Raw genomic sequence first — 19641 nt, 5'->3', positions numbered from 1 at the left:
CCTCCCGCAGCTTTTTCGTGCTCCTGCGAAGGCAGGAGCCCGGTCCGAACGTGAAGCCTGGACCCCTGCCTTCGCAGGGGAACGACACTCCGAATGTCCGGAAGGGCGCGCCCTTAAGGGAAAAAGTCGCTGAAGTGAAGGGCATCGGTGCTGTCCCTGATTTCGCGCCCAGCGGCCCGGTCCTAGCGCGGAACGCGAAAGGAACCCAGCCATGACCAGATCCAGGGCTTTTCTCCTCTTCGCTGCATTCGCCGCCGCCTCCGCCTCCGCCCCCGCTTCGGCGCAATTCCCGTCCCTCCCCGGCATGGGCGGGCTTGGCGGCCTGTCCGGCATTTCCTCGATGGGCATGGGCAATGCCGCCGGAGTGCTCGGCTATTGCCTGCAGAACAATTTGCTCGGCGGCGCGAGCGCGGGCGGAGCGACCAACGTGCTGAGCAGCCTGACCAAGAAGCCCGGCGTCGCGGGGTCGAGCGGCTATACTGCGGGGCAGGCGGGCAACATCCTGACCGGCAAGAGCGGCAATGCCTTGTCGCTCGGAAGCCTCAGCGGCGACATGAAGTCGCAGGCGTGCGGCATGGTGCTCAAGCAGGCGCAGAAGTTCCTCTGACCTGCTGCTGATGTCGCGCCTCGCGAAGTTGACCAAATTGACTGTGCCGCGAGCGTCCTGAACTGGCCTTTCCCTCTTGCGGGCGCGCATCCGAAGTTGACTTTGCTGTGACCTTTGCTGCGCGTGCCGTCCGCGCAGCGGCGCACGCGAAGTGAATGAATCGGGGGCTCCTTCTACTTCGTCCACTTTGTGACCTTTGAAGATCGCCGCGCTCATCCGCGATTCTAGATCACAGATGGCGGGCTGTAGGACAGGGAATTCTAAGCATGGCGAAGCGCGCTCCTGACAATAGTCAGGGCTCTGACCTATCTCAGCTTGCTGATCCTCAGCCGATCCGCCTTGGCGCGGTCCTTGACGCTTTCCTCGCTGCGGGTGAGCGCCTTGGCGATGGCGCGGACGCTCATGCCCTTGCCGGCGAGCTGGTGAAGCTTCTGGATCTCGTCCTGCCGCCAGGGCTGGCGGTGGCGTTCGAATTTCTCGCCGCTGGCCATGAATGCGCCCCCCTTCAGCAATCCCTGTAACAGAAAAGGGCCGCGGAAGCGGCCCTTTTGGTGTTTGATGAGCTGGATCCCGGATCAAGTCCGGGATGACGAAAGTGGGAATAGCCGCTGGCTATTTCACCCTTTCCACTTGTTCGAACTCGAGCTCGACCGGAGTCGCGCGGCCGAAGATGCTCACCGAGACCTTCACGCGGCTGCGGTCGAAGTCGAGCTCCTCCACCACTCCGTTGAAGCTCGCGAACGGGCCGTCGAGGACCTTGACCGAGTCGCCGATCTCATAGTCGATGCTGATCTTCTGCTTGGGCGCGTGGGCCGCGCTCGCTTCGCTGCTGTCGAGCATGCGCGCGGCCTGCGCGTCCGGAATCGGCTGCGGCTTGCCGTTGGGGCCGAGGAAGCCGGTCACCTTCGGCGTGTTCTTGACGAGGTGGTAGACCTGGTCGTTGAGCTCGAGCTTGGCGAGGACGTAGCCGGGCATGAACTTGCGCTCCGACTGCACCTTCTTGCCGCGCTTGATCTCGGTCACCGTTTCGGTCGGCACCTCGATCTGCTCGACGAAGGACGTGAGGCCGAGACGGTTCGCTTCGCTGTTGATCGCGTCGCGGACCTTGTTCTCGAAACCGGAATAAGCGTGGATGATGTACCAGCGGGACATGGGTCTGTGCCTTGAATAACGTTGTGTGCGCTTAGCCGAGGAGGCCGAGCAGGAACTTGACGAGCGTCGAGAAGAACGCGTCGACGCCGAAGAAGAAGGTCGCGAGCAGGAGCGCCATGATCATCACCATGATCGCGGTCGCGACCGTTTCCTTGCGGGTCGGCCAGTGGACTTTCGCGGTCTCGGCGCGGACCTGCCTGACAAATTCGCCGACGCTCGTTCTCGCCACTGTCTCGATGCTCTCTTGCAGATAGAAAAGCGCCCCGCGGACCTCTCGGGCCGGCGGGGCTGGGATGCGACTTAGCGTCGGTTGTCCGAGTCTTCAAGATGAAGGCGTGGCAGGAGTGGAGGGACTCGAACCCCCGGCCCTCGGTTTTGGAGACCGATGCTCTACCAACTGAGCTACACTCCTAGGCCGTCGCGCGAGGTAGCCAGCGCCGGCGCAAGGCGCAAGGTCACTTCACAACGGGCAGCCCGATCCACGTGCCGGACGGGCCGTAGAAGATGCGCTGCGTCGCGGTGCGATAATCGCTCGCCTTCGCAAAGAAGATATTGGGGACGAAGGTCTGCGGGTTGCGGTCGTAGAGCGGGAACCAGCTCGACTGGACCTGGACCATCAGGCGATGTCCGGGCTGGACGGTGTAGCTGATCGCCGGGAGCGCGAACTCGTAAGTGACGGGCTGGTTCGCTGGCACGGCCTTGGGCTTTGACGGATCGTCGCGGTAACGGCCGCGCATCACCTCCATCGCGATCGGCAGGCGGTAGCCCCCGAGCAGAGGTTTCGCCGGGTAGGCGTCGGGATAGACGTCGATCAGCTTCACCACCCAGTCGCTGTCGGTGCCGGTCGTGGAGGCGACAAGGTGCACCAGCGGGGTTCCGGCGAGCTTCAGTGGCGCGGTGAGCGGCGCGCTGGAGTAAGTGAGGACGTCGCTGCGCCCTTCGAGATAGCGCTGGCTGTCGACGAGCCAGTAGGGCCAGGTCGACCCCTTGGCCCAGGGCGAAAGGCTCGGCTGCGGACGGTAGGGCACCGGGCGGGCGGGATCGGAGACATAGGTGTCGGATCCGTTTGCTCCGGGCTCGTCGAAGGCCAGGCGAGACCTGTCGGAGAGATGCAGGGCGGTAAGGCTGCGTCCGCAACCGCGCAGGCAGGCGGGCGGCCAGTCGTCGAGGCGGCGCCACTGGTTGGGCCCAACTTCGAAAGCGGTGACGCGAGCGACATTGGCCGCTGGCCCGCCCTTCAGCTCCGCGTCGAGGAACGGGATCATGACGTTGAGGCGGAACCAGCGCGCCGTGTCCGTGCCCCAGTCGAGCTGGCCGAGGGAAACGCCCGGATAATTGACCTGCCCATGGTACCAGGGACCGAGCGCGAAACGGGCCTTGCCGCTGCCTTTCATCGCCTGGAACAGGGCGGCGGCCCCGTAAATGTCCTCCTGGTCCCACAGGCTGCCGACGATCAGGGTCGGGACGGTCAGCCCGGTGCGGGCAAGGATTCTGTCGACGGCCTGCTGCCGCCAGTAGGCGTCGTAATCGGGGTGACGCAGGAGCCTCCGCCAGAAGGGCATGCGCTCCATTCCGAGCGCCCGCCCATATTCCGCTGCCGACCCGTAGCGCAGGAAGGCATTGTAGTCGTCGGTCCCGCCGGGAAAGCTTTCCTGGTCGGAATCGCGCGCGGCCGTCTGGCCGTAGACATAGCTGACCATCGACTGGCGGAAGGCGCCGTTGTGGAACCAGTCGTCGCCCTTCCAGACGTCGACCATAGGGTTGATCGGCACCGCCGCTTTGAGCGCCGGGTGCGGGTTCACCAGCGCCATTGCCGCGGTGAAGCCGTCGTAGCTGGTCCCGATCACGCCGACGCGCCCGTTGCCTTCCCGCACGTTGCGGACCAGCCAGTCGATCGTGTCGTAAGCATCCGTGGAATGATCGACATCGGTCGGGTTGAGCGGGCCGCGCAGGGGCCGGTTCATCACGTAGTCGCCCTCTGAGCGATATTTGCCGCGAACGTCCTGCAGGGCGACGATGTAGCCGGCGCGGATCAGCTCCGCGAACAGGGGTGACAGGATGTTCTCGGGCCAGGGGCCGGCTCCGCGCGCGGCGGCCCTCGCCGCGGAATAAGGGGTCCGGTCGAGCAGGATCGGCGCCTTCCTGGCACCGCGAGGAACGATGAGCACCGTGTAGAGCCGCGCGCCGTCGCGCATCGGGATCATCGCCTCGCGGCGCAGATATTGCAGGTCGGACCCCGGCCGAGGCGGGGCCGGAAGCGCAAGAGCGCGCGGTCGCAGGGGGGCGCGGAAATCGCGCGGAATGTCGCCACCGGGCTGGACCGCCGGCTCGACCGCCTGCTGGACCTGCGCCGCGATCGGCGCCGCTATCGCGAGGATGACGGCGATGAATGGGATCGGCTTCCAGCGCATATCACTCCCCGCGCGGCTCATCGCACGCACCTGCCAGGGCGGCAACACGGCCATTGTTGCGAATCGCTTGCAATAAGCGCTTGAGCCGCTAGGCGCCGAGAAGATGACCGATCAAACTTCCTTCGACACAGCCACCCGCATCGCCGCCGGCGATGACGGCACGAACTACGACAATGTGGCCGTAGCGCTGCATTGGGCGACCGCATTCCTGGTGTTCGCCAACTTCGCGCTAGCAGAGACGTGGGACTGGTTCGCCAAGCCCGCCAAGGAATTGATGGAGGGCACGCACATGTCCTTCGGCGTGCTGCTCACCGCCGTCATCCTCGCGCGGCTCGTGTGGCGCTGGATCCCCGGCCATCAGGTGCCCTCGCTCGAGGCAGGCTGGGTCAAGCTGGCGTCCAAGGGCACGCATTACCTGCTCTACGGTCTGCTGGCGGCCGAGGCCGTGCTCGGTTTCACCTTCCGCTGGGGAGCGGGCCGGCCGATGGAATTCTTCGGGCTCGGCATCCCGCCGCTGATTGGCGAGATCGCGCGGCCGCTTCGAGGTGAGCTGCGCGAGCTTCACGAATGGATCGGCTGGGCGATCGTGATCATCGCCGTGCTGCATGCCCTGGCCGCGCTCTATCATCATTATGTGCTGCGCGACCGCGTCCTGCAGCGGATGCTGCCGACGCGAAGGCTATAATCCAGGTTAAAGCGGACGTTCGGCAGTCGCGTAGCATTGCGGCTGCGAAATGACTGTCGACGAGCTCAAAAGATCCCTGTCGGAGCTGCTTTCCGAAGAGGAAGAATATCATGCGGCGGATTGGGACCGCGTGCAGGACCTTTCCATCGCGTTGCTCAGCCGGATCAGGGCGAACCAAGAGTTCGAGTTCCCTGTCGAACTCGTCATTCCCTATCTCACGAGCTTCGCGATGCGCCGCGAGGATGAAGCGGAGGCATTGCGCCAGCACTCGATCCTGGCGGCGTACCTCCGGCAGCGTTGAGCCGCTTCAGGCGGCGATGTCGTAGGGCTGAATCTCGCCGGACAGATAAAGGCGCCGCGCCTTGGTCCGCGACAATTTGCCAGAGCTGGTGCGCGGCAGCGTGCGCGGCGGAACGAGCTCCACAACCGGCGTGATGCCGGTGATCGCGCGGACCCGCTCGCGGATGTCGTCGCGCAGCCTGCCCCGCTCGTGCGGGTCGGAGACGCGGCAGTGGACCAGCACGGCGGGCGTTTCCTCGCCGGACGGGCCGGTGATGGCGAAGGCTGCGATGTCGCCGGACTTGAAGCCGGGCAGCTGCTCGACCGCCCATTCGATGTCCTGCGGCCAGTGGTTGCGCCCGTTGATGATGATCATGTCCTTGGCGCGGCCGACGATGAAGATGTAGCCGGAGGACATGTAGCCCATGTCGCCGGTGTCCAGCCAACCGTCGTCGCTGAGGCAGGCGCGGGTCGATTCCTCGTCCCGGAAATAGCTGTGCATGACCGACGTGCCGCGCACGTAGACCTTGCCAATGCCGCGGTCCGGCAGCTCTTCGCCTTCGGCCCCGCGGATCTCGATCTCCATGCCGTGCACTGGCTTGCCGCAATTGACGACAGCCCGGTAGCGGCGCGGACGCTCGTCATCGCCAGGCTCGCCGCCCGACAGTTCGTTTTCCTCGACGAGCTCGAGCCGGATGCCTTCGCCCGGCGGCATGAGCGAAACGGCCAGCGTGGCCTCGGCAAGGCCGTAGCTGGGGCAGAAGGCCGATGCCTGGAAGCCGGCCCCGGCAAAGGAGTCGACGAACGCCTGCATGACGTCCGGGCGGATCATGTCCGCGCCATTGCCGGCGATGCGCCAGCGCGAAAGGTCGAACCGGTCCTCAGCACGCGTCTGCGAGCTCATCCGGCGCGAGCAGATGTCGTAGCCGAATGTCGGCGAGTAGCTGACCGTGGTCCCGGGATTGCGAGTGATCATGTCGAGCCAGGCGAGCGGCCGGCGCGCGAAATCCTCGGTCTTCAGATAGTCGACGGAGAATTGCAGCGACATCGGCGACAGGAAGCAGCCGACGAGCCCCATGTCATGATACCAGGGGAGCCAGGAGATGCACCGGTCGCCGTCCTCGATCTCCAGCCCAATGCCATGGGCGCGCAGGTTGGACAGGAGGGCGCGGTGCGTAACGGCAACGCCGTGCGGGAAGCGCGTCGAGCCGCTGGAATATTGCAGATAAGCGATGTCGTCGGGCTGTGCGGTCGGCAGGGCGGCAGCCGCCCGCTCGACCTCGGCCAGGCTTTCCCAGCCGCGTGAAGCGACGCCCATCTGAGTGCCGGCGTCGGCGCAGAAGTCGGAAAGCTCCTCGGGATAGAGGAAAAGGACCGGATCGCTGCTCTTCAACTGCACCGAAAGCTGGTCGACGTAGGCGTCGCGTCCGCCGAAGCTGGTAGGAAGGGGCAATGGAACGGGCCAGGCGCCGGCGTAGACCGATCCGAAGAAGCAAGCGGCAAATTCCGGACCGGTTTCGGCGACGAGCGCGACGCGGTCTCCGGGATTGACGCCAAGCGCGATCAGCCGCTGAGCCGCTTCAAGCGCGTCCTCGCGAAGTTCGGAATAGGGGTAAGCGCGCACCAGGGTGCCGCGGGCGTCATGGAAATTGAGCCCGCGCCGCCCCTTCGCCGCATAATCGAGCGCTTCTCCGAGCGTCTCGAAGTCGGCGACGCGGCGAGGCAGCTCGTCCAGTGTCGGCGTGGCGCCCGGAGGGGCTAATTCGCTGTTTGCAGGGGCGTTGCGATCGAGCACGCCGGTATTTCCCTCAGATGTTCGCATATGAGACATTTCTGATGGTCGGCGACTGTGGCACAAACATGGCGCAATGCCTTCAATGAAGCCTCGCAGGACGCCGCGCCCTCTCGACGAAAACGGCCTCCGCGACCTCGGATTGGCCTATGTCGGGCGTTTCGCGACAACCCGGCACAAGCTGCGGCAATATCTTGAGCGCAAGATCCGGGAACGGGGGTGGGCGGGCGATCGTCGGCCCGATGTCGGGGCGATCGCCGACCGCTTCGCCGAGCAGGGCTATATAGACGATTCCGCATTTGCCCTGGCCAAGGCCCAGGCGCTTTCCGCTCGCGGCTACGGCAAGCGCCGTGTCCTCCAGACGCTGAAGGTGGCTGGCGTCGCCAACGAAGATGGTGAAGCCGCATGCGACCATGCCGAGGGCGAGGCCGTGGCGGCCGCCCTGCGCTTCGCCGAGAGGCGACGGATAGGTCCTTTCGGGACAGGTCCGGCGCTCGACCGAAAGCAGCGGGAGAAGGCGCTTGCGGCGATGATGCGAGCCGGTCACCGACTGGAAATCGCGCGCGCCATCGTTTCCCTCGATCCGGGGTCGCCGGTCGACGCCGACTCCCTAGGCGGAATAGGTAACTGACCTGAGTGTAAAGTCGGTTTGCCGACATTAGGGTGCGCTGGTAAGACGTGACCGTGCCGCGTGGAACTTCCAAGCAGGCCGGGCAGGATGCGCCGGCCCTAACCGTTTCGGACGAGAAGGCCGTCGCGGATGCCGCGATGCAAAACGACGCGCCTGCCGACGGCGTGGAAATGGAGCCTATCACCGGACGCGTGAAATGGTTCGACGCGACGCGCGGCTTCGGATTCGTCGTCAGCGACGACGTCGACGGCGACGTCCTTCTGCACTTCAGCGTCCTCCGCGAGCATGGCCGCCGGAGCGTTCCCGAAGGGGCCACCATCGAGTGCATTCCGGTTCGCCTCGAGCGTGGACTGCAGGCGCGCAGGGTCATCTCCATCGACCTGTCCTCGGCCTTGCCCCAACCTCATCGTTCAGCCATTTCCTCCGCCGATCGCGCCGATCGCAGGGCCCTGTCCGATGCAGCCGGTGAGTTCGAGTCGGTGGAGGTAAAATGGTTCAATCGCGTACGCGGCTACGGTTTCCTCAGACGGGAGTCGGATTCTTCGAGCGAGGACGTCTTCGTGCACATGGAAACAGTGCGCGAGGCGAAAGTCGGGGAGCTGCAGCCGGGCCAGAAGCTGATGGCCAGGATCGCGTCGAGCGGCAAAGGGCTGACCGCGGTCGAGCTTCACTCCGACGATTCGGCGGATTAGCGCTGGGCGGGCTTGCAGTGCTGGCCGCCTGCAGCGCGCCGACCAGCAGCGCAGGAGCAGCAGTCGAGCAGCAAGGTCAGACCGGCCTCGAAAAAGTGCCTCTTACGATCCAGACAGCGACCGGGGCCCATCGATTCACGGTCGAGATCGCCGTCTCGCCGGAAGAGCAGGCGACGGGCCTCATGTTCCGCACCGATCTCGGTCCCGACGCCGGCATGATCTTCCCTTACGATCCTCCGATGGAGGTCGGCTTCTGGATGAAGAACACGCTGATCCCTCTGGACATGATCTTCATCCGTGCCGACGGCAGCATTGCCCGGATCGCGGCCAACACCAGGCCACAGTCCCTGGAGCCTGTACGTTCCGGAGAGCCTGTCGCCGCCGTGCTGGAAATCGGGGGCGGGCGCTCAGCGGAGCTTGGAATCCGAGCGGGCGACCAAGTCAGCTGGCACCGGTAGCTTGCGCTCCCGCCAATGACTCGGCAGAGGCGCTGCCAATGGGCGCGCTCGCGAAAATCTTCACCTGGTGGAATGGGGCCACGGTCGGGACCGGCCTGTGGACGCGCCTGCACGGCGAGGAAGTCGGCAAGGACGACGCCGGGAACGTCTATTTCCGCGACAAGAAGAATCCCGTCCGCCGCTGGGTGATCTACGAAGGATCGAACGACGGCAGCCGGGTGCCGCCGGCGTGGCAGCTTTGGCTCAAGGGCACGATCGACGACCTCCCGGAAAAGGCGCTCCCGCCGGTGCGGAAGTTCCAGCAGGAGCCGACGCCGAACCTGACCGGTACGATGGCCGCCTTCCGCCCGGATGGTGCGCTGGGATCGGGCAAGGTGCGGCCAGCCTCCACGGGCGATTACGAGCCCTGGATTCCCGAATAAGGGTGAGACTTCTTGCCGCCCCGTTGCTGATCGCCTTCGCGCTCGCGGCCTGTGGCCGGGGCGGAGAGACCAAGAACGAATCCTCGGCCGCCACCAACGCCGCCCAGCGGAATCTGAACCAGGCGGGCGTGACCCCGATGGCGCAGAGGGTCGCTACGCTGGGCGTGCTCAACAAGCGCAACGGCATCACCCGCACGATCGTGCTGAAGCCGGGTCAGTCGGCCCAATGGAAGGATCTGATCGTTTCGCTGCGTGCCTGCGAGACAACCGCGCCCTGGGAAGAAGAGAAACTGACAGGCGCTTTTGTCCGGGTTTTCGTGCGCCGTACCGATCGCAGCTGGCATCCGGTGTTCTCCGGCTGGCTCTACAAGGAATCGCCTTCGCTCAACGTGGTCGAGCACCCGATCTATGACGTCTGGCCCAAGAGCTGCGAGATGACATATCCGGCGGGGCCGGCAGCGCCGGCTGCCCCAGTAACTTCGAGCAACCGGTCTAGCGCGACGAAGTCGGGCTCGGCCGCGGGCATTCGCGACAAGGCGTCGAGCAGCACGCCGGTCGCCGCGCCCGAAACCGCGCCACCGCCGCCGAGCGCCGCGGAGAGCAACGCGACATAGGCTTCCCGCGGCACGCTTACCGCGCCCAGCGAGGCGAGATGGCTGGTCATGAACTGGCAATCGAGAAGCGTGAAATTGCCGACCCGGAGACGAGCGACCAGCCATGCGAGCGCGACCTTGGACGCGTCGGTCGCCCGGCTGAACATGCTTTCGCCGAAGAAGGCTCGGCCGAGCTTCACGCCGTAGAGGCCGCCGACGAGATCGGGACCGCCCTCCGAATTTTCCCACACTTCGATGGAGTGCGCATGGCCCGAGCCGTGCAGGGCAAGCATGGCGCGCTCCAGCTCGGCGTTGATCCACGTTTCCTCGCGCGCGGCGCACGCGGCGATGACGGCGGGAAAATCGCGGTCGTGGGTCACTGCGAACTGGCCTGAGCGCAAAGTGCGGCGAAGCGTGCGCGACAGGTGGAACTTGTGAAGGGGGATGATCGCGCGATTCCGCGGCTCGACCCAGAACAGCTCGGTCGCCTCGCGGCTGTCGGCCATCGGGAAGATCCCGCTGGCGTAGCCCTGCAACAGCAGCCGTGGATCGAGGCGACTCATGCCCCTTCGAGCCTACAGGATTTCGCGCACCTTATCCTGCGGACGGCACAGACGGACGCCTTTGCCCGTCTCGACCAGCGGCCGCTCAATCAGGATGGGGTGCTTGACCATGGCGTCGATGATCTCGTCGTCGGTCACGTCCGGGCGCGTGAGCCCGAGCTCCGCAGCGATCGGCTCCTTCGCTCGAAGCCCCTGGCGCGGGCGGATGCCCGCCTTGTCGTAAAGCTGCACCAGTTCATCGTGGGTCGGGGGCTGCTTGAGATATTCGCGAATCCAGACGTCGCAGCCGGAATCGCGGAGAATCTCCAATGTTTTCCGGGACGTGCCGCACATTGGGTTGTGGTAGATGGTCGCTTTCAAGTCTCTTGCCTCTTTCTCATTAGAATCAAGCAGTTGGGTTTCAGCTCGGAACCAACCTCACCTTACCGGATTATCCGGCATTGTCGCGCATGCGGAACGATGAGCGTTCATCGTCGTTCCTGCGACTGTGACATGCACCGTCGCCGGGGGACCGGGGCCCGGGAGCATGTCCCGGAAAGCTTAACGATACGGGAGAAAGACGATGCAAAAATCACTTCTGGCCTTTGCTCTTGCGAGTTCCGTCGCATTGGCCGGCTGTGCGTCGACGCCGCAGAACGGCGACATCGCGCAGGGCGCCGCGATTGGCGGGGCCGCCGGCGTTGCCGCGGGTGCGGTAATCCCGGGCGTCAGCATGATCGAAGGCGCCGCGGTAGGCGCGGCCATTGGCGGTCTCGCCGGCGCGGTGTGGTCGGACAGCAACAATGACGGCTATGTCGACGGCTACACGTACAACGGCCAATATTATTCGGGCACGCCTCAGGGCTACGATCCGACGCTTCATCGCGTTGCGACCGGCGCTCTCGGCGGTGCGGCTCTCGGCGGCGTTGCCGGCGCGGTCATCCCGGGCCTCGGCGTCCTCGAAGGCGCGGTGATCGGCGCTGCGGTCGGCGGTCTCGCCGGCGCGATCTGGGCCGACCAGAATAATGACGGCCGGGTGGACGGCTACGTCTATAACGGGCAGTATTATGCGGGTGCCCCTGCTTCTACTGCTCCTGCGCCGACCTACTCGGCTCCGCCGCCTGCCCGGAGTGGCGAGCGCGGTTAATCGGCCGCCCATCAAAGTGATGCTTTGATGGGAACGCTGAATATCGGAGTTACAGTGTCAAACTTGCGTAATGCGTGCACCGGCCTCGCGCCGGTGCACGTTTATTCAAAAGCGTTGAGCGTGGTTGCCGGCCTGGTGCTGGCGGCCACGCCCATTGCTTCTGCCGAGGCGAAAAAGCCTGCGCCCCAGCCGGTCGCCGCAGCGGCGGTGAGGCTGCCAAGCCAGAGCGTTGCCGATTTCTACCGCGCGCGAAGCGGCGCACCCTTGTGGCTGACGCCGAAGTCGGGCGATGCGGCGCAGCAATTGCTGACCGTGCTCGCCAACGCGCGAATCGATGGTCTCGACCCCGACAAATATCACGTGAGCGCCCTGCACGAGGCAGTAGCCAGGGCGCGAAGCGACCCAAAGGCCGCCCAGGTCGCCGACCAGCAACTGAGCGAGGCGTTCGCGGCCTACGTTAGCGATCTCCGCAAGGATCCCGGGATCGGCATCATCTATGTCGAGCCGCAGCTTAAGCCGCGGGCGCCGTCCCCATTCGCGGCACTTCTCGACGCCGCCAACGCTCCATCGCTTGCCGTCTATGTCGGGCAGATCGGGTGGATGCATCCCGTCTATGGCGAGCTGAGGCAAGCGCTGCTGAGCCATGGCTATGCGAGCGATCACGAGCGCGAGCTGTTGACGCTGAACCTAGAGCGCGCACGCGTGCTGCCCGCCGGACGAAACCGCTACGTGGTGGTCAATGCGGCGCAGCAGCGGCTCTTCATGTACGAGAACCGGCAGGCGGTGGACTCGATGCGGGTCGTGGTGGGCAAGCCAAAATACCCCACTCCGCTCATGACGGCGCTGATCCGTTTCGCCGCGCTCAATCCCTATTGGTACGTGCCGCCCGATCTCGCGGCCAAGAGGATCGCGCCCAACGTGCTCAAGCGCGGGCTCGGCTATCTCGACGAGCTTGGCTACCAGGTCATGTCGGACTGGGTGGACAACCCCAACATCATCGATCCCAAGACGATCGACTGGAAAGCGGTCGCCGACGGAAAGACGGAAGTGCTGATCCGGCAACTTCCAGGACCGCACAATTCGATGGGCCGAATGAAGTTCATGTTCCCCAATTCGGAAGGGGTCTATCTCCACGACAATCCGGAAAGGGAGCTCTTCGAACAGGCCGCGCGCCTTTACAGCGGCGGCTGCGTGCGCCTTGAGGATGCTGCCCGGCTGGGCCGGTGGATGTTCGGAAGGGAGCTGGACTGGGAAAGCGCGACCACTGAGCAGCGCGTCCCGCTGAACGATCCCGTTCCCGTCTACATCACCTATCTGACGGCGATGCCCGACGGCGGCACGATCGCTTATTATGACGATGTGTACGGGCGCGATGCAGCGCGGATTGCATCGCTCGGCGGAGGCGGCGACGTCGCTTCCCGCTAGGGCTAGCGATACCAATTCGGGTAAAAAGTGATGTCCTGCGCGACGGGGCGGCCCTGGTCGTCGAGCGCGGGGCTGAACCGCACGTAGCGCAAAGTCAGCTCGCACATCAGAGCGTCGATGCTGCCGTCGCCGCTGGTTCGGGCGATACGGCAATTGGATGGCGTGCCGTCGGTGTTGACCTTGATCGTCACTCCAACCGTACCCTTGCTGATGCCTGTCGCCGAAAGTCGCCTGTACTCGCGGTCGGGGATCTTGGTGATCCGCCGCGCCGGCGTGAACTTTGAAAAGTCGCCTCCGCCGCCGCGGCCGCTACCCGTGCCCCCGGCCCCCGTGCCCGTGCCGTAATTGGCCGCGCCCGAGGAGGTTGCGCTTCCTGTGCCAGCGACCGGCGCGGCGGGCAGCGGCGACTGCACCGGAATTCGCGGCTTGGGTGCTACGATAGGCGAGGGGTTGGCCTTCTTGCCGGCCGCGCCCTCTTCGAGCTTGGCCTGCTTGGGCTTCCGCTGCGGAGGGGGCGGGGGAACCGGCGGCGGCGGCGGAGGCTCGCGGATCTCGAAGGTCACGAGGCGTTCGACTGTCTGCTTGACCCTGCTGACGTTCAGGCCGGTGATGATGACGGCGGCGAGGATCGCATGGACGAGGACAACCGCGGCGATGGCCTTCGCCTTTTCCGGTCGGTTGGCTGTAGCGCGGTAACTGGACAATAGACGCCTCGTCGTATCGCCAGCGAAACGCCCCTCAAGGCGGAAAGTTTATTAGCCCGCCGCCGCTTCCGCGAGCCACTTCTCGAGCCACTTGATCGTATAGTCGCCTGCGAGGAATTCGGGATCGCGGACCAGCTTCTGATGGAGCGGGATGGTCGTCTTCATCCCCTCGACAACATATTCCTCGAGGGCGCGCCGCAGCCGCATGATGCAGTCCTCGCGCGTCATTCCGTAGACGATCAGCTTGCCGATCATGCTGTCGTAATAAGGCGGCACCTTATAGCCGGTGTAGAGGCCGCTATCGACGCGGACGTGCATGCCGCCGGGCGCTACATAATTCTTCACCAGGCCCGGCGAGGGCGCGAACGTCTCCGGGTCCTCGGCATTGATTCGGCACTCGATGGCGTGACCGTGCAGCTGGACCTGGTCCTGCGTGCAGGAAAGCCCTTCGCCGGCGGCGACGCGGATCTGCTCCCGCACCAGGTCGATGTCGCTGATCATCTCGGTGACGGGATGCTCGACCTGCAGCCGGGTATTCATCTCGATGAAGTAGAATTCGCCGTCCTCGTAGAGGAACTCGATGGTACCCGCGCCGCGATAGCCCATTTCGCTCATCGCCTTGCGCACGGTCTCGCCCATCCGCTGGCGCTCTTCCGGAGTGATGACAGGCGAAGGCGCTTCCTCGAGCACCTTCTGGTGGCGGCGCTGCAGCGAACAATCGCGCTCGCCGAGATGGATCGCTCCGCCCTGCCCGTCGCCGAACACCTGGAATTCGATGTGCCTCGGGTCGGCGAGATATTTTTCCATGTAGACGGTGTCGTCGCCGAACGCGGCGCGGGCCTCGGCGGCGGCCTGGCTCATGAGGCTATCGAGCTGGTCTTCCGACGGCACGACCTTCATTCCGCGCCCGCCGCCTCCGGACGCCGCCTTGATGAGGACCGGATAGCCGATCTCGGCCGCAAGCTTCTTCGCCTGGGCGACGCTGGTCAGTGGGCCAGGCGAGCCCGGAACGAGCGGAAGGCCGAGCTTTGCAGCGGTGCGCTTGGCCTCGATCTTGTCGCCCATCGTCCGGATATGCTCGGGCTTGGGCCCGACCCAGATGATGTTGTGGGATTCCACGATCTCCGCGAACTGCGCGTTCTCCGACAGGAAGCCGTAGCCGGGATGGATCGCGTCCGCGTGCACGACCTCGGCCGCCGAAATGATGTTCGGGATGTTGAGGTAAGATTCGGCGGCCGGCGGGGGCCCGATGCATACGGTTTCGTCCGCCAGGCGCACGTGCATGGCATCCGCGTCAGCCGTCGAGTGCACCGCGACGGTCTTTATCCCGATTTCGTGGCAGGCGCGGTGGATTCGAAGCGCGATCTCGCCCCGGTTGGCGATCAATAGCTTCTGGATCTTCATCGGGAGGGTCTCAGCCGATCACGGCGAGCGGCTGATCGAACTCGACCGGCTGGCCGTCGCTGACGAGGAGCTTCTTGACGACGCCGCCTTCCGGCGCAGTGATCGGATTCATCACCTTCATCGCTTCGACGATCAGAAGCGTGTCGCCGGCCTTCACGGTGTCGCCAACGCTGACGAACTGCGCCGCGCCGGGCTGCGGCGAAAGATACGCCGTTCCGACCATCGGCGACTTGATCGACGTTCCGCCGGCGTCCTCTTCGGCGACCGGCGCTCCGAGGTCTTCCTTGGCGTGGGCAGGCGGGCCGGTCAGCGCAGGCGCAGCCGCGAGGGCCGGCGCCGCAGAAGGGGCAGCGATCAATGCCGCAGGCTCGCGCTTCACCTTGATCCGGCGATCGCCATCCTCGACCTCGATCTCGGTCAGCTCATTGTCGGTAAGCAGCTGCGCAAGTTCCCGCACCAGGGTGGGATCGATGCGCATATCGCCGATTTTTGCGCCTTTCGGCGGTTGGGCCATGACCCGAATCCCCTATTGAATCTGGCTTTTCGCCTGCGTCGCGCCCGCTCCCTTGCAGAGGTGCGAAGCCGCGTCCAGTGCGAGCATATAGCTGAGCGGGCCGAAGCCGACGATTGAGCCGCGCGCAACCTGCGCGATCATGCTCTGCCGACGGAAGCCCTCACGCGCGTAAACGTTCGAAAGATGCACCTCGACCACCGGGATCGGCAGGGCCGCGACCGCATCGCGGATGGCGATCGAGGTGTGCGCATAGCCGCCGCCGTTGATGATCACGGCCGAGGCCTTCGCCATGGACTCGTGCAGCCAGTCGACGAGCTCACCCTCATGGTTCGACTGCCGGACGTCCAGCTGCAGCTTCAGCGCCTTCGCCCGCTGCTCGAGCATGGCGGTGATATCCGCAAGCGTGTTGGTCCCGTAGATGCGAGGTTCGCGGGTTCCGAGCAGGTTGAGGTTCGGCCCATTCAGGACAAAGATCGTGTCGGTCATTTGCGTGGCGCGATGGACCTTCCTATCTGCCGTTTGTCAATGACTCTCGACGGTTCCCTTTCCATCCGCGTCAATGGCGAGCACCGCCGTGTGCCCGAGGGCACCACCGTCGCCGAGATGGTCAACCTGCTGGGGCTCGACCCCTTGCGCGTCGCCGTGGAGCGCAATCTGGAGATCGTGCCTCGGTCGACGCTGGGAGAGGTCTGCGTCGAGGATGGCGATGATTATGAGATCGTGCATTTCGTTGGAGGCGGTTGAGTGACCGTGCAGCAGGACATCAGGCCCGACAGCTGGAGCGTGGCAGGCCGCACCTTCACATCGCGGCTCATCGTCGGGACAGGCAAGTACAAGAGCCTCGAAGAGAATGCGGCGGCGGTGGAAGCTTCGGGCGCGGAGATCGTCACCGTAGCGGTGCGGCGGGTCAACATTTCCGACGCGAGCCAGCCGCGGCTGACCGACTTCATCGATCCCAAGAAAGTGACGTACCTGCCGAACACGGCCGGCTGCTTCACTGCCGAAGACGCGATCCGCACCTTGCGGCTGGCGCGCGAAGCCGGCGGCTGGAACCTCGTGAAGCTGGAGGTGCTGGGCGAAGCGAAGACGCTCTATCCGGACATGCGCGAGACACTTCGTGCGACGGAAGTCCTCGTTAAGGAGGGCTTCGAGCCGATGGTCTATTGCGTCGACGACCCGATCGCCGCGAAGCAGCTCGAAGAGGCCGGCGCGGTAGCGATCATGCCTCTAGGAGCGCCGATCGGCTCCGGGCTTGGCGTCCAGAACCGCGTCACCATCCGGCTGATCGTCGAGGGTGCCAGCGTACCGGTGCTCGTAGACGCCGGAGTCGGCACCGCAAGCGATGCCGCGGTAGCGATGGAACTAGGCTGCGACGGCGTGCTGATGAACACCGCAATCGCGGAGGCGAAGGAGCCGGTGCTTATGGCGCGCGCGATGAAGGCCGCCGTGGAAGCCGGCCGGCTCGCCTACCTTGCGGGCCGAATGCAGAAGCGTCGTTATGCGGATCCAAGCAGCCCGCTGGCGGGACTGATCTAGCTAGCCGAGCAGGGGAGCGACGGCATCGCCGACGGCGTTGCTGAGCGTGCGTATGCCTTCCTGGTCGAGGTGGAACTCGTCCATGAAGCTGAGCTTGTCGGACAGGCCCCAGCCAGCAAGCGGAACAGCGAGACCCTCGGCAGTTGCTTTACGCCCTTCGTAAAACTGCCGACTGAACTTCTTGAAGTTGTCGAATTGCCGTTCCTGCAACTTGCGGAATGGCTTGCCGAGCTCGAACTCCCTTTCCGTGGCGCTGGGCCTCGCCTTGTCGAAGATCGTCGATTGGTGGATCAGGACGAGTGGGATCTTGAGCGCGCGGCACAGGTTGCCGATGGACATCGTCCACAAGCCGGTAAAACGCAGGAACGCCGCCACATGCTGGTCGGGATCCGCCGTAAGGCAGGCCTCCTTCATCGGGCCCGCGAGCTGCCCGCGATTTGGCGGACCGAAGACAGCATCCGCCATTGATGCCTCGCAGAATCCGGCAAGATCCCCGCCGTTGGAAAGGACGACGATGGAGGGCCGCGTTCCGGAGCGGGCCAGGAAGGCGATCAGCAGGCCGGAGAGATTACGGCTCGTCGCACCTGGCATCGCTGCATTGGCGAAGGGAAACCCGAAGCGCTCCGCGAGCAGCGACGGCATGGTGTTTTCATTCCCGGCAATTCCAAAGCCGAAATTGTTGCTGGCGCCCAGGACCAGCCCATATCGCTGGCTTCGCAGGCAGTCGGAGACCGAGAAGCTCTCTCCGCCAAGCGTAGTGTGCCGAAATCCCGCCTTGTCGGTCGAAAAGCTCCCGCACGACATGTTACCCGGATAGGCCATGACTTCGCCGCGGTAGCGCAAGGTCGTGCGCAACCGGATGAAATCCGCAACCTCGGGACGATCGGCAATGATCTTCGGGTAATTGGCCATTGCCTATCTCAGAACGGTTTCGATCGCGGCCGCAAAGTCGTCGCACAGGGCGCGCGTACCTTCGCGGTCGTAGTGGAACTCGTCGACGAAGCCGATGTCGTTGCTCATCCCCGGACCGGCCAGCGGTATTCCGAGCCGCCCGGCGAGGCCTTCGCGCCGATTGGAATAATCTGTCGCAAATCTTTTGTGCATGGCGAACTGACGCTCCTGCGCTGGACCGAACGGCTTGCCGAGTTCCGACTGTATTTCGATCTCGCTCGGCTGCCGCTTCTCGAAGAAGGTCGTGTCATGCCCGAGGACAAGCGCGATACCCCTGGCGTGGCATAGCTCGGCGATCGCGCGGATCCACAAGCTCGTGAAGCTGAGCAGGCTTTCGATCTGCTTTTCGGGCGGAGGCAGGCGCCCTTTGCGCTCCTGAAGCGCCATTTCAATCTGCTTGAGGTTTGGTGAGCCGAACAAAGGGTCGGCGAGCCCGGTGTAGCAGAAATTGGTATAGTCGCCGCCACTGATATGGACGATCACCGAGGGCGGCCGGGGAGCGCGGGCCGCGATCCCAAGGAGGATAGAGAATAAGGTGCGGCTGTTGCCCTCCGGCAATCCGACGTTGCCGAATGGAAAACCGAACCGCTCCGCGAGAAGCGAGGGCATGGTGTTCTCATTGCCTGCGAGGCCGAAGCCGTAGACGTTGCTCGGACCCAGCACCAGGCCGTATCTATCGCTCCGGGCGCAATCGGCGACGGAAAGCGTCTGCCCGCGAAAGGTGCTGTGACGGTAGCCGCGCGCGTCCGTCGAGAAGGACCCGCATTGAACGTTCGCGCCATAGGTGATGACGTCGCCCCGATGCACCCAGCGCCGGTTGCGAACGAAATCGCGGACTTCGGGGCGCAGACGCATGATGTTCTGGTAGTTGGCCATTGAGAGCGCGCTTAGACGGCGCAATCAACAGCGCCTAGCCTGTAAGGGTTGCATAGGAGCGAGGTTCAAAGCTCGCGCGTTGCGTCGGCGGGCAGAGGAAGGCGGATGACTGCGACGACGGACTTCAGCGCAGACCGCGAGGCGATGATCGAGACGCAGCTGCGGAGCCGCGGGATCACCGAGCCTCACATCCTCGAGGCGTTCAGGGCAGTGCCGCGCGAAGAATTCGTGAGCGCCGAGCGGCGGCATCTCGCATATGGCGACCATCCATTGCCCATCGAGGCCGGCCAGACCATTTCCCAGCCCTACATCGTCGCGTTGATGATCCAGGCTGCAGGCATCGCGCCGGGCGACAAGGTGCTCGAGGTGGGCGCGGGCTCGGGCTATGCGGCGGCAATCATCGGACGCATTGCTTCGCGCGTCATCGGGATCGAGCGGCACCCACAGCTCGTCCGCATCGCTCGCGAGCGGATCAAGCAGCTCAGGTACGACAATGTCGAGATCGTTGCGGGCGACGGCACCAGGGGCTGGCCGAAGGAAGCGCCGTATGACGCGATCCTGGCCGCGGCGAGCGGGAGCCACGTGCCAAAGACGCTGATCCAGCAGCTCGCGCCGGAAGGCGTGATCGTGATGCCTGTCGGCGATCCGCGATGGACGCAGACACTCGTGAAGGTGCGCAAGCGCACCGACGGGACGCTCGAGCAGTCGGATCTCGGGGGAGTGCGTTTCGTTCCTCTGGTCGGTGAGGAAGGATGGAGCGATAGCTGAAAAACGCCATTCCGGCAGGTTCTGTGGATAGAATCGGCTGAGTCGGTCGTTG

Annotated in this window: 25 protein-coding genes, 1 tRNA gene and 1 pseudogene; 13 read left to right on the top strand and 14 right to left on the bottom strand. The window is 64.8% G+C overall.

The window, feature by feature from the left end; genetic code table 11:
* Positions 1-211 precede the first annotated feature (211 nt).
* Entirely contained in the window at positions 212-607 is a 396-nt protein-coding gene (locus tag LZ538_RS03475) for a DUF2501 domain-containing protein (protein ID WP_249830598.1), read from the top strand.
* Between the two features lie 305 nt (positions 608-912).
* On the opposite strand, the gene LZ538_RS03470 is transcribed toward LZ538_RS03475, so the two are convergent.
* The 5 genes from LZ538_RS03470 to LZ538_RS03450 all read right to left on the bottom strand — a co-directional run bounded on the left by LZ538_RS03470 (position 913) and on the right by LZ538_RS03450 (position 4224).
* Positions 913-1098, bottom strand: coding sequence for a hypothetical protein (locus tag LZ538_RS03470; RefSeq protein ID WP_249830597.1), 186 nt, complete (start codon positions 1096-1098; stop codon positions 913-915).
* A 121-nt stretch (positions 1099-1219) separates the two neighbouring features.
* Positions 1220-1759: a transcription termination/antitermination protein NusG gene (nusG, locus tag LZ538_RS03465; protein ID WP_249830596.1), complete on the bottom strand. Its 540-nt coding sequence runs from the start codon at positions 1757-1759 to the stop codon at positions 1220-1222.
* Between the two features lie 31 nt (positions 1760-1790).
* On the bottom strand, positions 1791-1988 hold the full coding sequence (secE, locus tag LZ538_RS03460) for a preprotein translocase subunit SecE (RefSeq protein ID WP_249830595.1): 198 nt from the start codon (positions 1986-1988) through the stop codon (positions 1791-1793).
* 107 nt (positions 1989-2095) lie between these two features.
* Positions 2096-2171, bottom strand: a tRNA-Trp gene (locus LZ538_RS03455).
* Between the two features lie 43 nt (positions 2172-2214).
* Positions 2215-4224 carry a CocE/NonD family hydrolase gene (locus LZ538_RS03450; protein ID WP_249830594.1) on the bottom strand — a complete coding sequence of 670 codons (2010 nt, stop codon included), beginning with the start codon at positions 4222-4224 and terminating at the stop codon, positions 2215-2217.
* Between the two features lie 49 nt (positions 4225-4273).
* Between LZ538_RS03450 and LZ538_RS03445 the strand changes: the two genes are divergently transcribed.
* Entirely contained in the window at positions 4274-4855 is a 582-nt protein-coding gene (locus LZ538_RS03445) for a cytochrome b (RefSeq protein ID WP_249830593.1), read from the top strand.
* Between the two features lie 49 nt (positions 4856-4904).
* The gene (locus LZ538_RS03440; protein ID WP_249830592.1) at positions 4905-5156 is read left to right on the top strand and encodes a hypothetical protein; all 252 of its coding nucleotides are present in this window, start codon (positions 4905-4907) and stop codon (positions 5154-5156) included.
* A 6-nt stretch (positions 5157-5162) separates the two neighbouring features.
* Here LZ538_RS03440 and LZ538_RS03435 read toward each other — a convergent pair whose 3' ends face one another.
* On the bottom strand, positions 5163-6956 hold the full coding sequence (locus LZ538_RS03435; RefSeq protein WP_249830591.1) for a fatty acyl-AMP ligase: 1794 nt from the start codon (positions 6954-6956) through the stop codon (positions 5163-5165).
* Between the two features lie 55 nt (positions 6957-7011).
* Here LZ538_RS03435 and LZ538_RS03430 point away from each other — a divergent pair, with 55 nt between their 5' ends.
* The 5 genes and pseudogenes from LZ538_RS03430 to LZ538_RS03410 form a co-directional block, all read left to right on the top strand.
* Positions 7012-7557, top strand: a complete 546-nt coding sequence (locus tag LZ538_RS03430; protein WP_347402734.1) for a regulatory protein RecX — start codon at positions 7012-7014, stop codon at positions 7555-7557.
* A 53-nt stretch (positions 7558-7610) separates the two neighbouring features.
* Positions 7611-8249, top strand: a complete 639-nt coding sequence (locus LZ538_RS03425; RefSeq protein WP_249830589.1) for a cold-shock protein — start codon at positions 7611-7613, stop codon at positions 8247-8249.
* 17 nt (positions 8250-8266) lie between these two features.
* Positions 8267-8707 (top strand): DUF192 domain-containing protein, encoded by a 441-nt coding sequence (locus tag LZ538_RS03420; RefSeq protein WP_249830588.1) that lies wholly within the window; start codon positions 8267-8269, stop codon positions 8705-8707.
* A gap of 38 nt (positions 8708-8745) precedes the next feature.
* Positions 8746-9129, top strand: coding sequence for an NADH:ubiquinone oxidoreductase subunit NDUFA12 (locus LZ538_RS03415; protein ID WP_249830587.1), 384 nt, complete (start codon positions 8746-8748; stop codon positions 9127-9129).
* Positions 9130-9266: 137 nt separating this feature from the next.
* Positions 9267-9500: pseudogene (locus tag LZ538_RS03410) on the top strand (DUF2155 domain-containing protein); the annotation flags it as partial.
* Positions 9501-9535: 35 nt separating this feature from the next.
* On the opposite strand, the gene aat reads toward LZ538_RS03410, so the two are convergent.
* Together aat and arsC are read right to left on the bottom strand one after the other, a co-directional pair.
* Positions 9536-10285 (bottom strand): leucyl/phenylalanyl-tRNA--protein transferase, encoded by a 750-nt coding sequence (gene aat / locus LZ538_RS03405; protein ID WP_249830586.1) that lies wholly within the window; start codon positions 10283-10285, stop codon positions 9536-9538.
* A 12-nt stretch (positions 10286-10297) separates the two neighbouring features.
* A complete protein-coding gene (gene arsC / locus LZ538_RS03400) occupies positions 10298-10645 on the bottom strand; it encodes an arsenate reductase (glutaredoxin) (RefSeq protein ID WP_249830585.1) in 348 nt (115 codons plus the stop codon).
* A gap of 202 nt (positions 10646-10847) precedes the next feature.
* Between arsC and LZ538_RS03395 the strand changes: the two genes are divergently transcribed.
* Both LZ538_RS03395 and LZ538_RS03390 read left to right on the top strand, forming a co-directional pair.
* Entirely contained in the window at positions 10848-11411 is a 564-nt protein-coding gene (locus LZ538_RS03395; RefSeq protein ID WP_283937540.1) for a YMGG-like glycine zipper-containing protein, read from the top strand.
* A gap of 54 nt (positions 11412-11465) precedes the next feature.
* On the top strand, positions 11466-12836 hold the full coding sequence (locus tag LZ538_RS03390; RefSeq protein ID WP_249830583.1) for a L,D-transpeptidase family protein: 1371 nt from the start codon (positions 11466-11468) through the stop codon (positions 12834-12836).
* A 2-nt stretch (positions 12837-12838) separates the two neighbouring features.
* Here LZ538_RS03390 and LZ538_RS03385 read toward each other — a convergent pair whose 3' ends face one another.
* The 4 genes from LZ538_RS03385 to aroQ are packed head-to-tail and all read right to left on the bottom strand — an operon-like array spanning position 12839 to position 15944.
* Positions 12839-13540, bottom strand: coding sequence for a TonB family protein (locus LZ538_RS03385; protein ID WP_249830582.1), 702 nt, complete (start codon positions 13538-13540; stop codon positions 12839-12841).
* A 51-nt stretch (positions 13541-13591) separates the two neighbouring features.
* Complete coding sequence (accC, locus tag LZ538_RS03380) at positions 13592-14944, bottom strand: acetyl-CoA carboxylase biotin carboxylase subunit (protein WP_249830581.1); 1353 nt, start codon at positions 14942-14944, stop codon at positions 13592-13594.
* A 10-nt stretch (positions 14945-14954) separates the two neighbouring features.
* Complete coding sequence (accB, locus tag LZ538_RS03375; RefSeq protein WP_249830580.1) at positions 14955-15458, bottom strand: acetyl-CoA carboxylase biotin carboxyl carrier protein; 504 nt, start codon at positions 15456-15458, stop codon at positions 14955-14957.
* Positions 15459-15470: 12 nt separating this feature from the next.
* Positions 15471-15944, bottom strand: a complete 474-nt coding sequence (gene aroQ / locus LZ538_RS03370) for a type II 3-dehydroquinate dehydratase (RefSeq protein ID WP_249830579.1) — start codon at positions 15942-15944, stop codon at positions 15471-15473.
* Between the two features lie 39 nt (positions 15945-15983).
* Between aroQ and thiS the strand changes: the two genes are divergently transcribed.
* Both thiS and LZ538_RS03360 read left to right on the top strand, forming a co-directional pair.
* On the top strand, positions 15984-16202 hold the full coding sequence (gene thiS, locus LZ538_RS13340; protein WP_249830578.1) for a sulfur carrier protein ThiS: 219 nt from the start codon (positions 15984-15986) through the stop codon (positions 16200-16202).
* A complete protein-coding gene (locus tag LZ538_RS03360) occupies positions 16203-16994 on the top strand; it encodes a thiazole synthase (protein WP_347402733.1) in 792 nt (263 codons plus the stop codon).
* Here the strand turns inward: LZ538_RS03360 and LZ538_RS03355 are convergent, their stop codons facing one another.
* A complete protein-coding gene (locus tag LZ538_RS03355; protein ID WP_249830577.1) occupies positions 16995-17906 on the bottom strand; it encodes an SGNH/GDSL hydrolase family protein in 912 nt (303 codons plus the stop codon).
* A 3-nt stretch (positions 17907-17909) separates the two neighbouring features.
* On the bottom strand, positions 17910-18821 hold the full coding sequence (locus LZ538_RS03350) for a hypothetical protein (RefSeq protein WP_249830576.1): 912 nt from the start codon (positions 18819-18821) through the stop codon (positions 17910-17912).
* A gap of 105 nt (positions 18822-18926) precedes the next feature.
* Here LZ538_RS03350 and LZ538_RS03345 point away from each other — a divergent pair, with 105 nt between their 5' ends.
* On the top strand, positions 18927-19589 hold the full coding sequence (locus tag LZ538_RS03345) for a protein-L-isoaspartate(D-aspartate) O-methyltransferase (protein WP_249830575.1): 663 nt from the start codon (positions 18927-18929) through the stop codon (positions 19587-19589).
* The last annotated feature ends 52 nt before the right edge of the window (positions 19590-19641 follow it).

Source organism: Sphingomonas hankyongi (genome assembly GCF_023516575.1).
Lineage (GTDB): Bacteria > Pseudomonadota > Alphaproteobacteria > Sphingomonadales > Sphingomonadaceae > Sphingomicrobium > Sphingomicrobium hankyongi.
The sequence above is the reverse complement of the archived record's forward strand: the minus strand, read 5'-3'. Positions and strand labels throughout refer to the sequence as shown.

Bases quoted from the DNA above. Each gene is read 5' to 3' on its own strand.
- LZ538_RS03450 (WP_249830594.1), bottom strand. From the start codon at position 4,224: ATGGCCGTGTTGCCGCCCTGGCAGGTGCGTGCGATGAGCCGCGCGGGG.
- LZ538_RS03435 (WP_249830591.1), bottom strand. From the start codon at position 6,956: ATGCGAACATCTGAGGGAAATACCGGCGTGCTCGATCGCAACGCCCCT.
- LZ538_RS03350 (WP_249830576.1), bottom strand. From the start codon at position 18,821: ATGGCCAACTACCAGAACATCATGCGTCTGCGCCCCGAAGTCCGCGAT.
- LZ538_RS03415 (WP_249830587.1), top strand. From the start codon at position 8,746: ATGGGCGCGCTCGCGAAAATCTTCACCTGGTGGAATGGGGCCACGGTC.
- LZ538_RS03475 (WP_249830598.1), top strand. From the start codon at position 212: ATGACCAGATCCAGGGCTTTTCTCCTCTTCGCTGCATTCGCCGCCGCC.
- accC (WP_249830581.1), bottom strand. From the start codon at position 14,944: ATGAAGATCCAGAAGCTATTGATCGCCAACCGGGGCGAGATCGCGCTT.
- LZ538_RS03345 (WP_249830575.1), top strand. From the start codon at position 18,927: ATGACTGCGACGACGGACTTCAGCGCAGACCGCGAGGCGATGATCGAG.
- LZ538_RS03395 (WP_283937540.1), top strand. From the start codon at position 10,848: ATGCAAAAATCACTTCTGGCCTTTGCTCTTGCGAGTTCCGTCGCATTG.
- LZ538_RS03440 (WP_249830592.1), top strand. From the start codon at position 4,905: ATGACTGTCGACGAGCTCAAAAGATCCCTGTCGGAGCTGCTTTCCGAA.
- accB (WP_249830580.1), bottom strand. From the start codon at position 15,458: ATGGCCCAACCGCCGAAAGGCGCAAAAATCGGCGATATGCGCATCGAT.
- LZ538_RS03445 (WP_249830593.1), top strand. From the start codon at position 4,274: ATGACCGATCAAACTTCCTTCGACACAGCCACCCGCATCGCCGCCGGC.
- aat (WP_249830586.1), bottom strand. From the start codon at position 10,285: ATGAGTCGCCTCGATCCACGGCTGCTGTTGCAGGGCTACGCCAGCGGG.
- nusG (WP_249830596.1), bottom strand. From the start codon at position 1,759: ATGTCCCGCTGGTACATCATCCACGCTTATTCCGGTTTCGAGAACAAG.
- LZ538_RS03355 (WP_249830577.1), bottom strand. From the start codon at position 17,906: ATGGCCAATTACCCGAAGATCATTGCCGATCGTCCCGAGGTTGCGGAT.
- thiS (WP_249830578.1), top strand. From the start codon at position 15,984: ATGACTCTCGACGGTTCCCTTTCCATCCGCGTCAATGGCGAGCACCGC.
- LZ538_RS03430 (WP_347402734.1), top strand. From the start codon at position 7,012: ATGAAGCCTCGCAGGACGCCGCGCCCTCTCGACGAAAACGGCCTCCGC.
- LZ538_RS03470 (WP_249830597.1), bottom strand. From the start codon at position 1,098: ATGGCCAGCGGCGAGAAATTCGAACGCCACCGCCAGCCCTGGCGGCAG.
- aroQ (WP_249830579.1), bottom strand. From the start codon at position 15,944: ATGACCGACACGATCTTTGTCCTGAATGGGCCGAACCTCAACCTGCTC.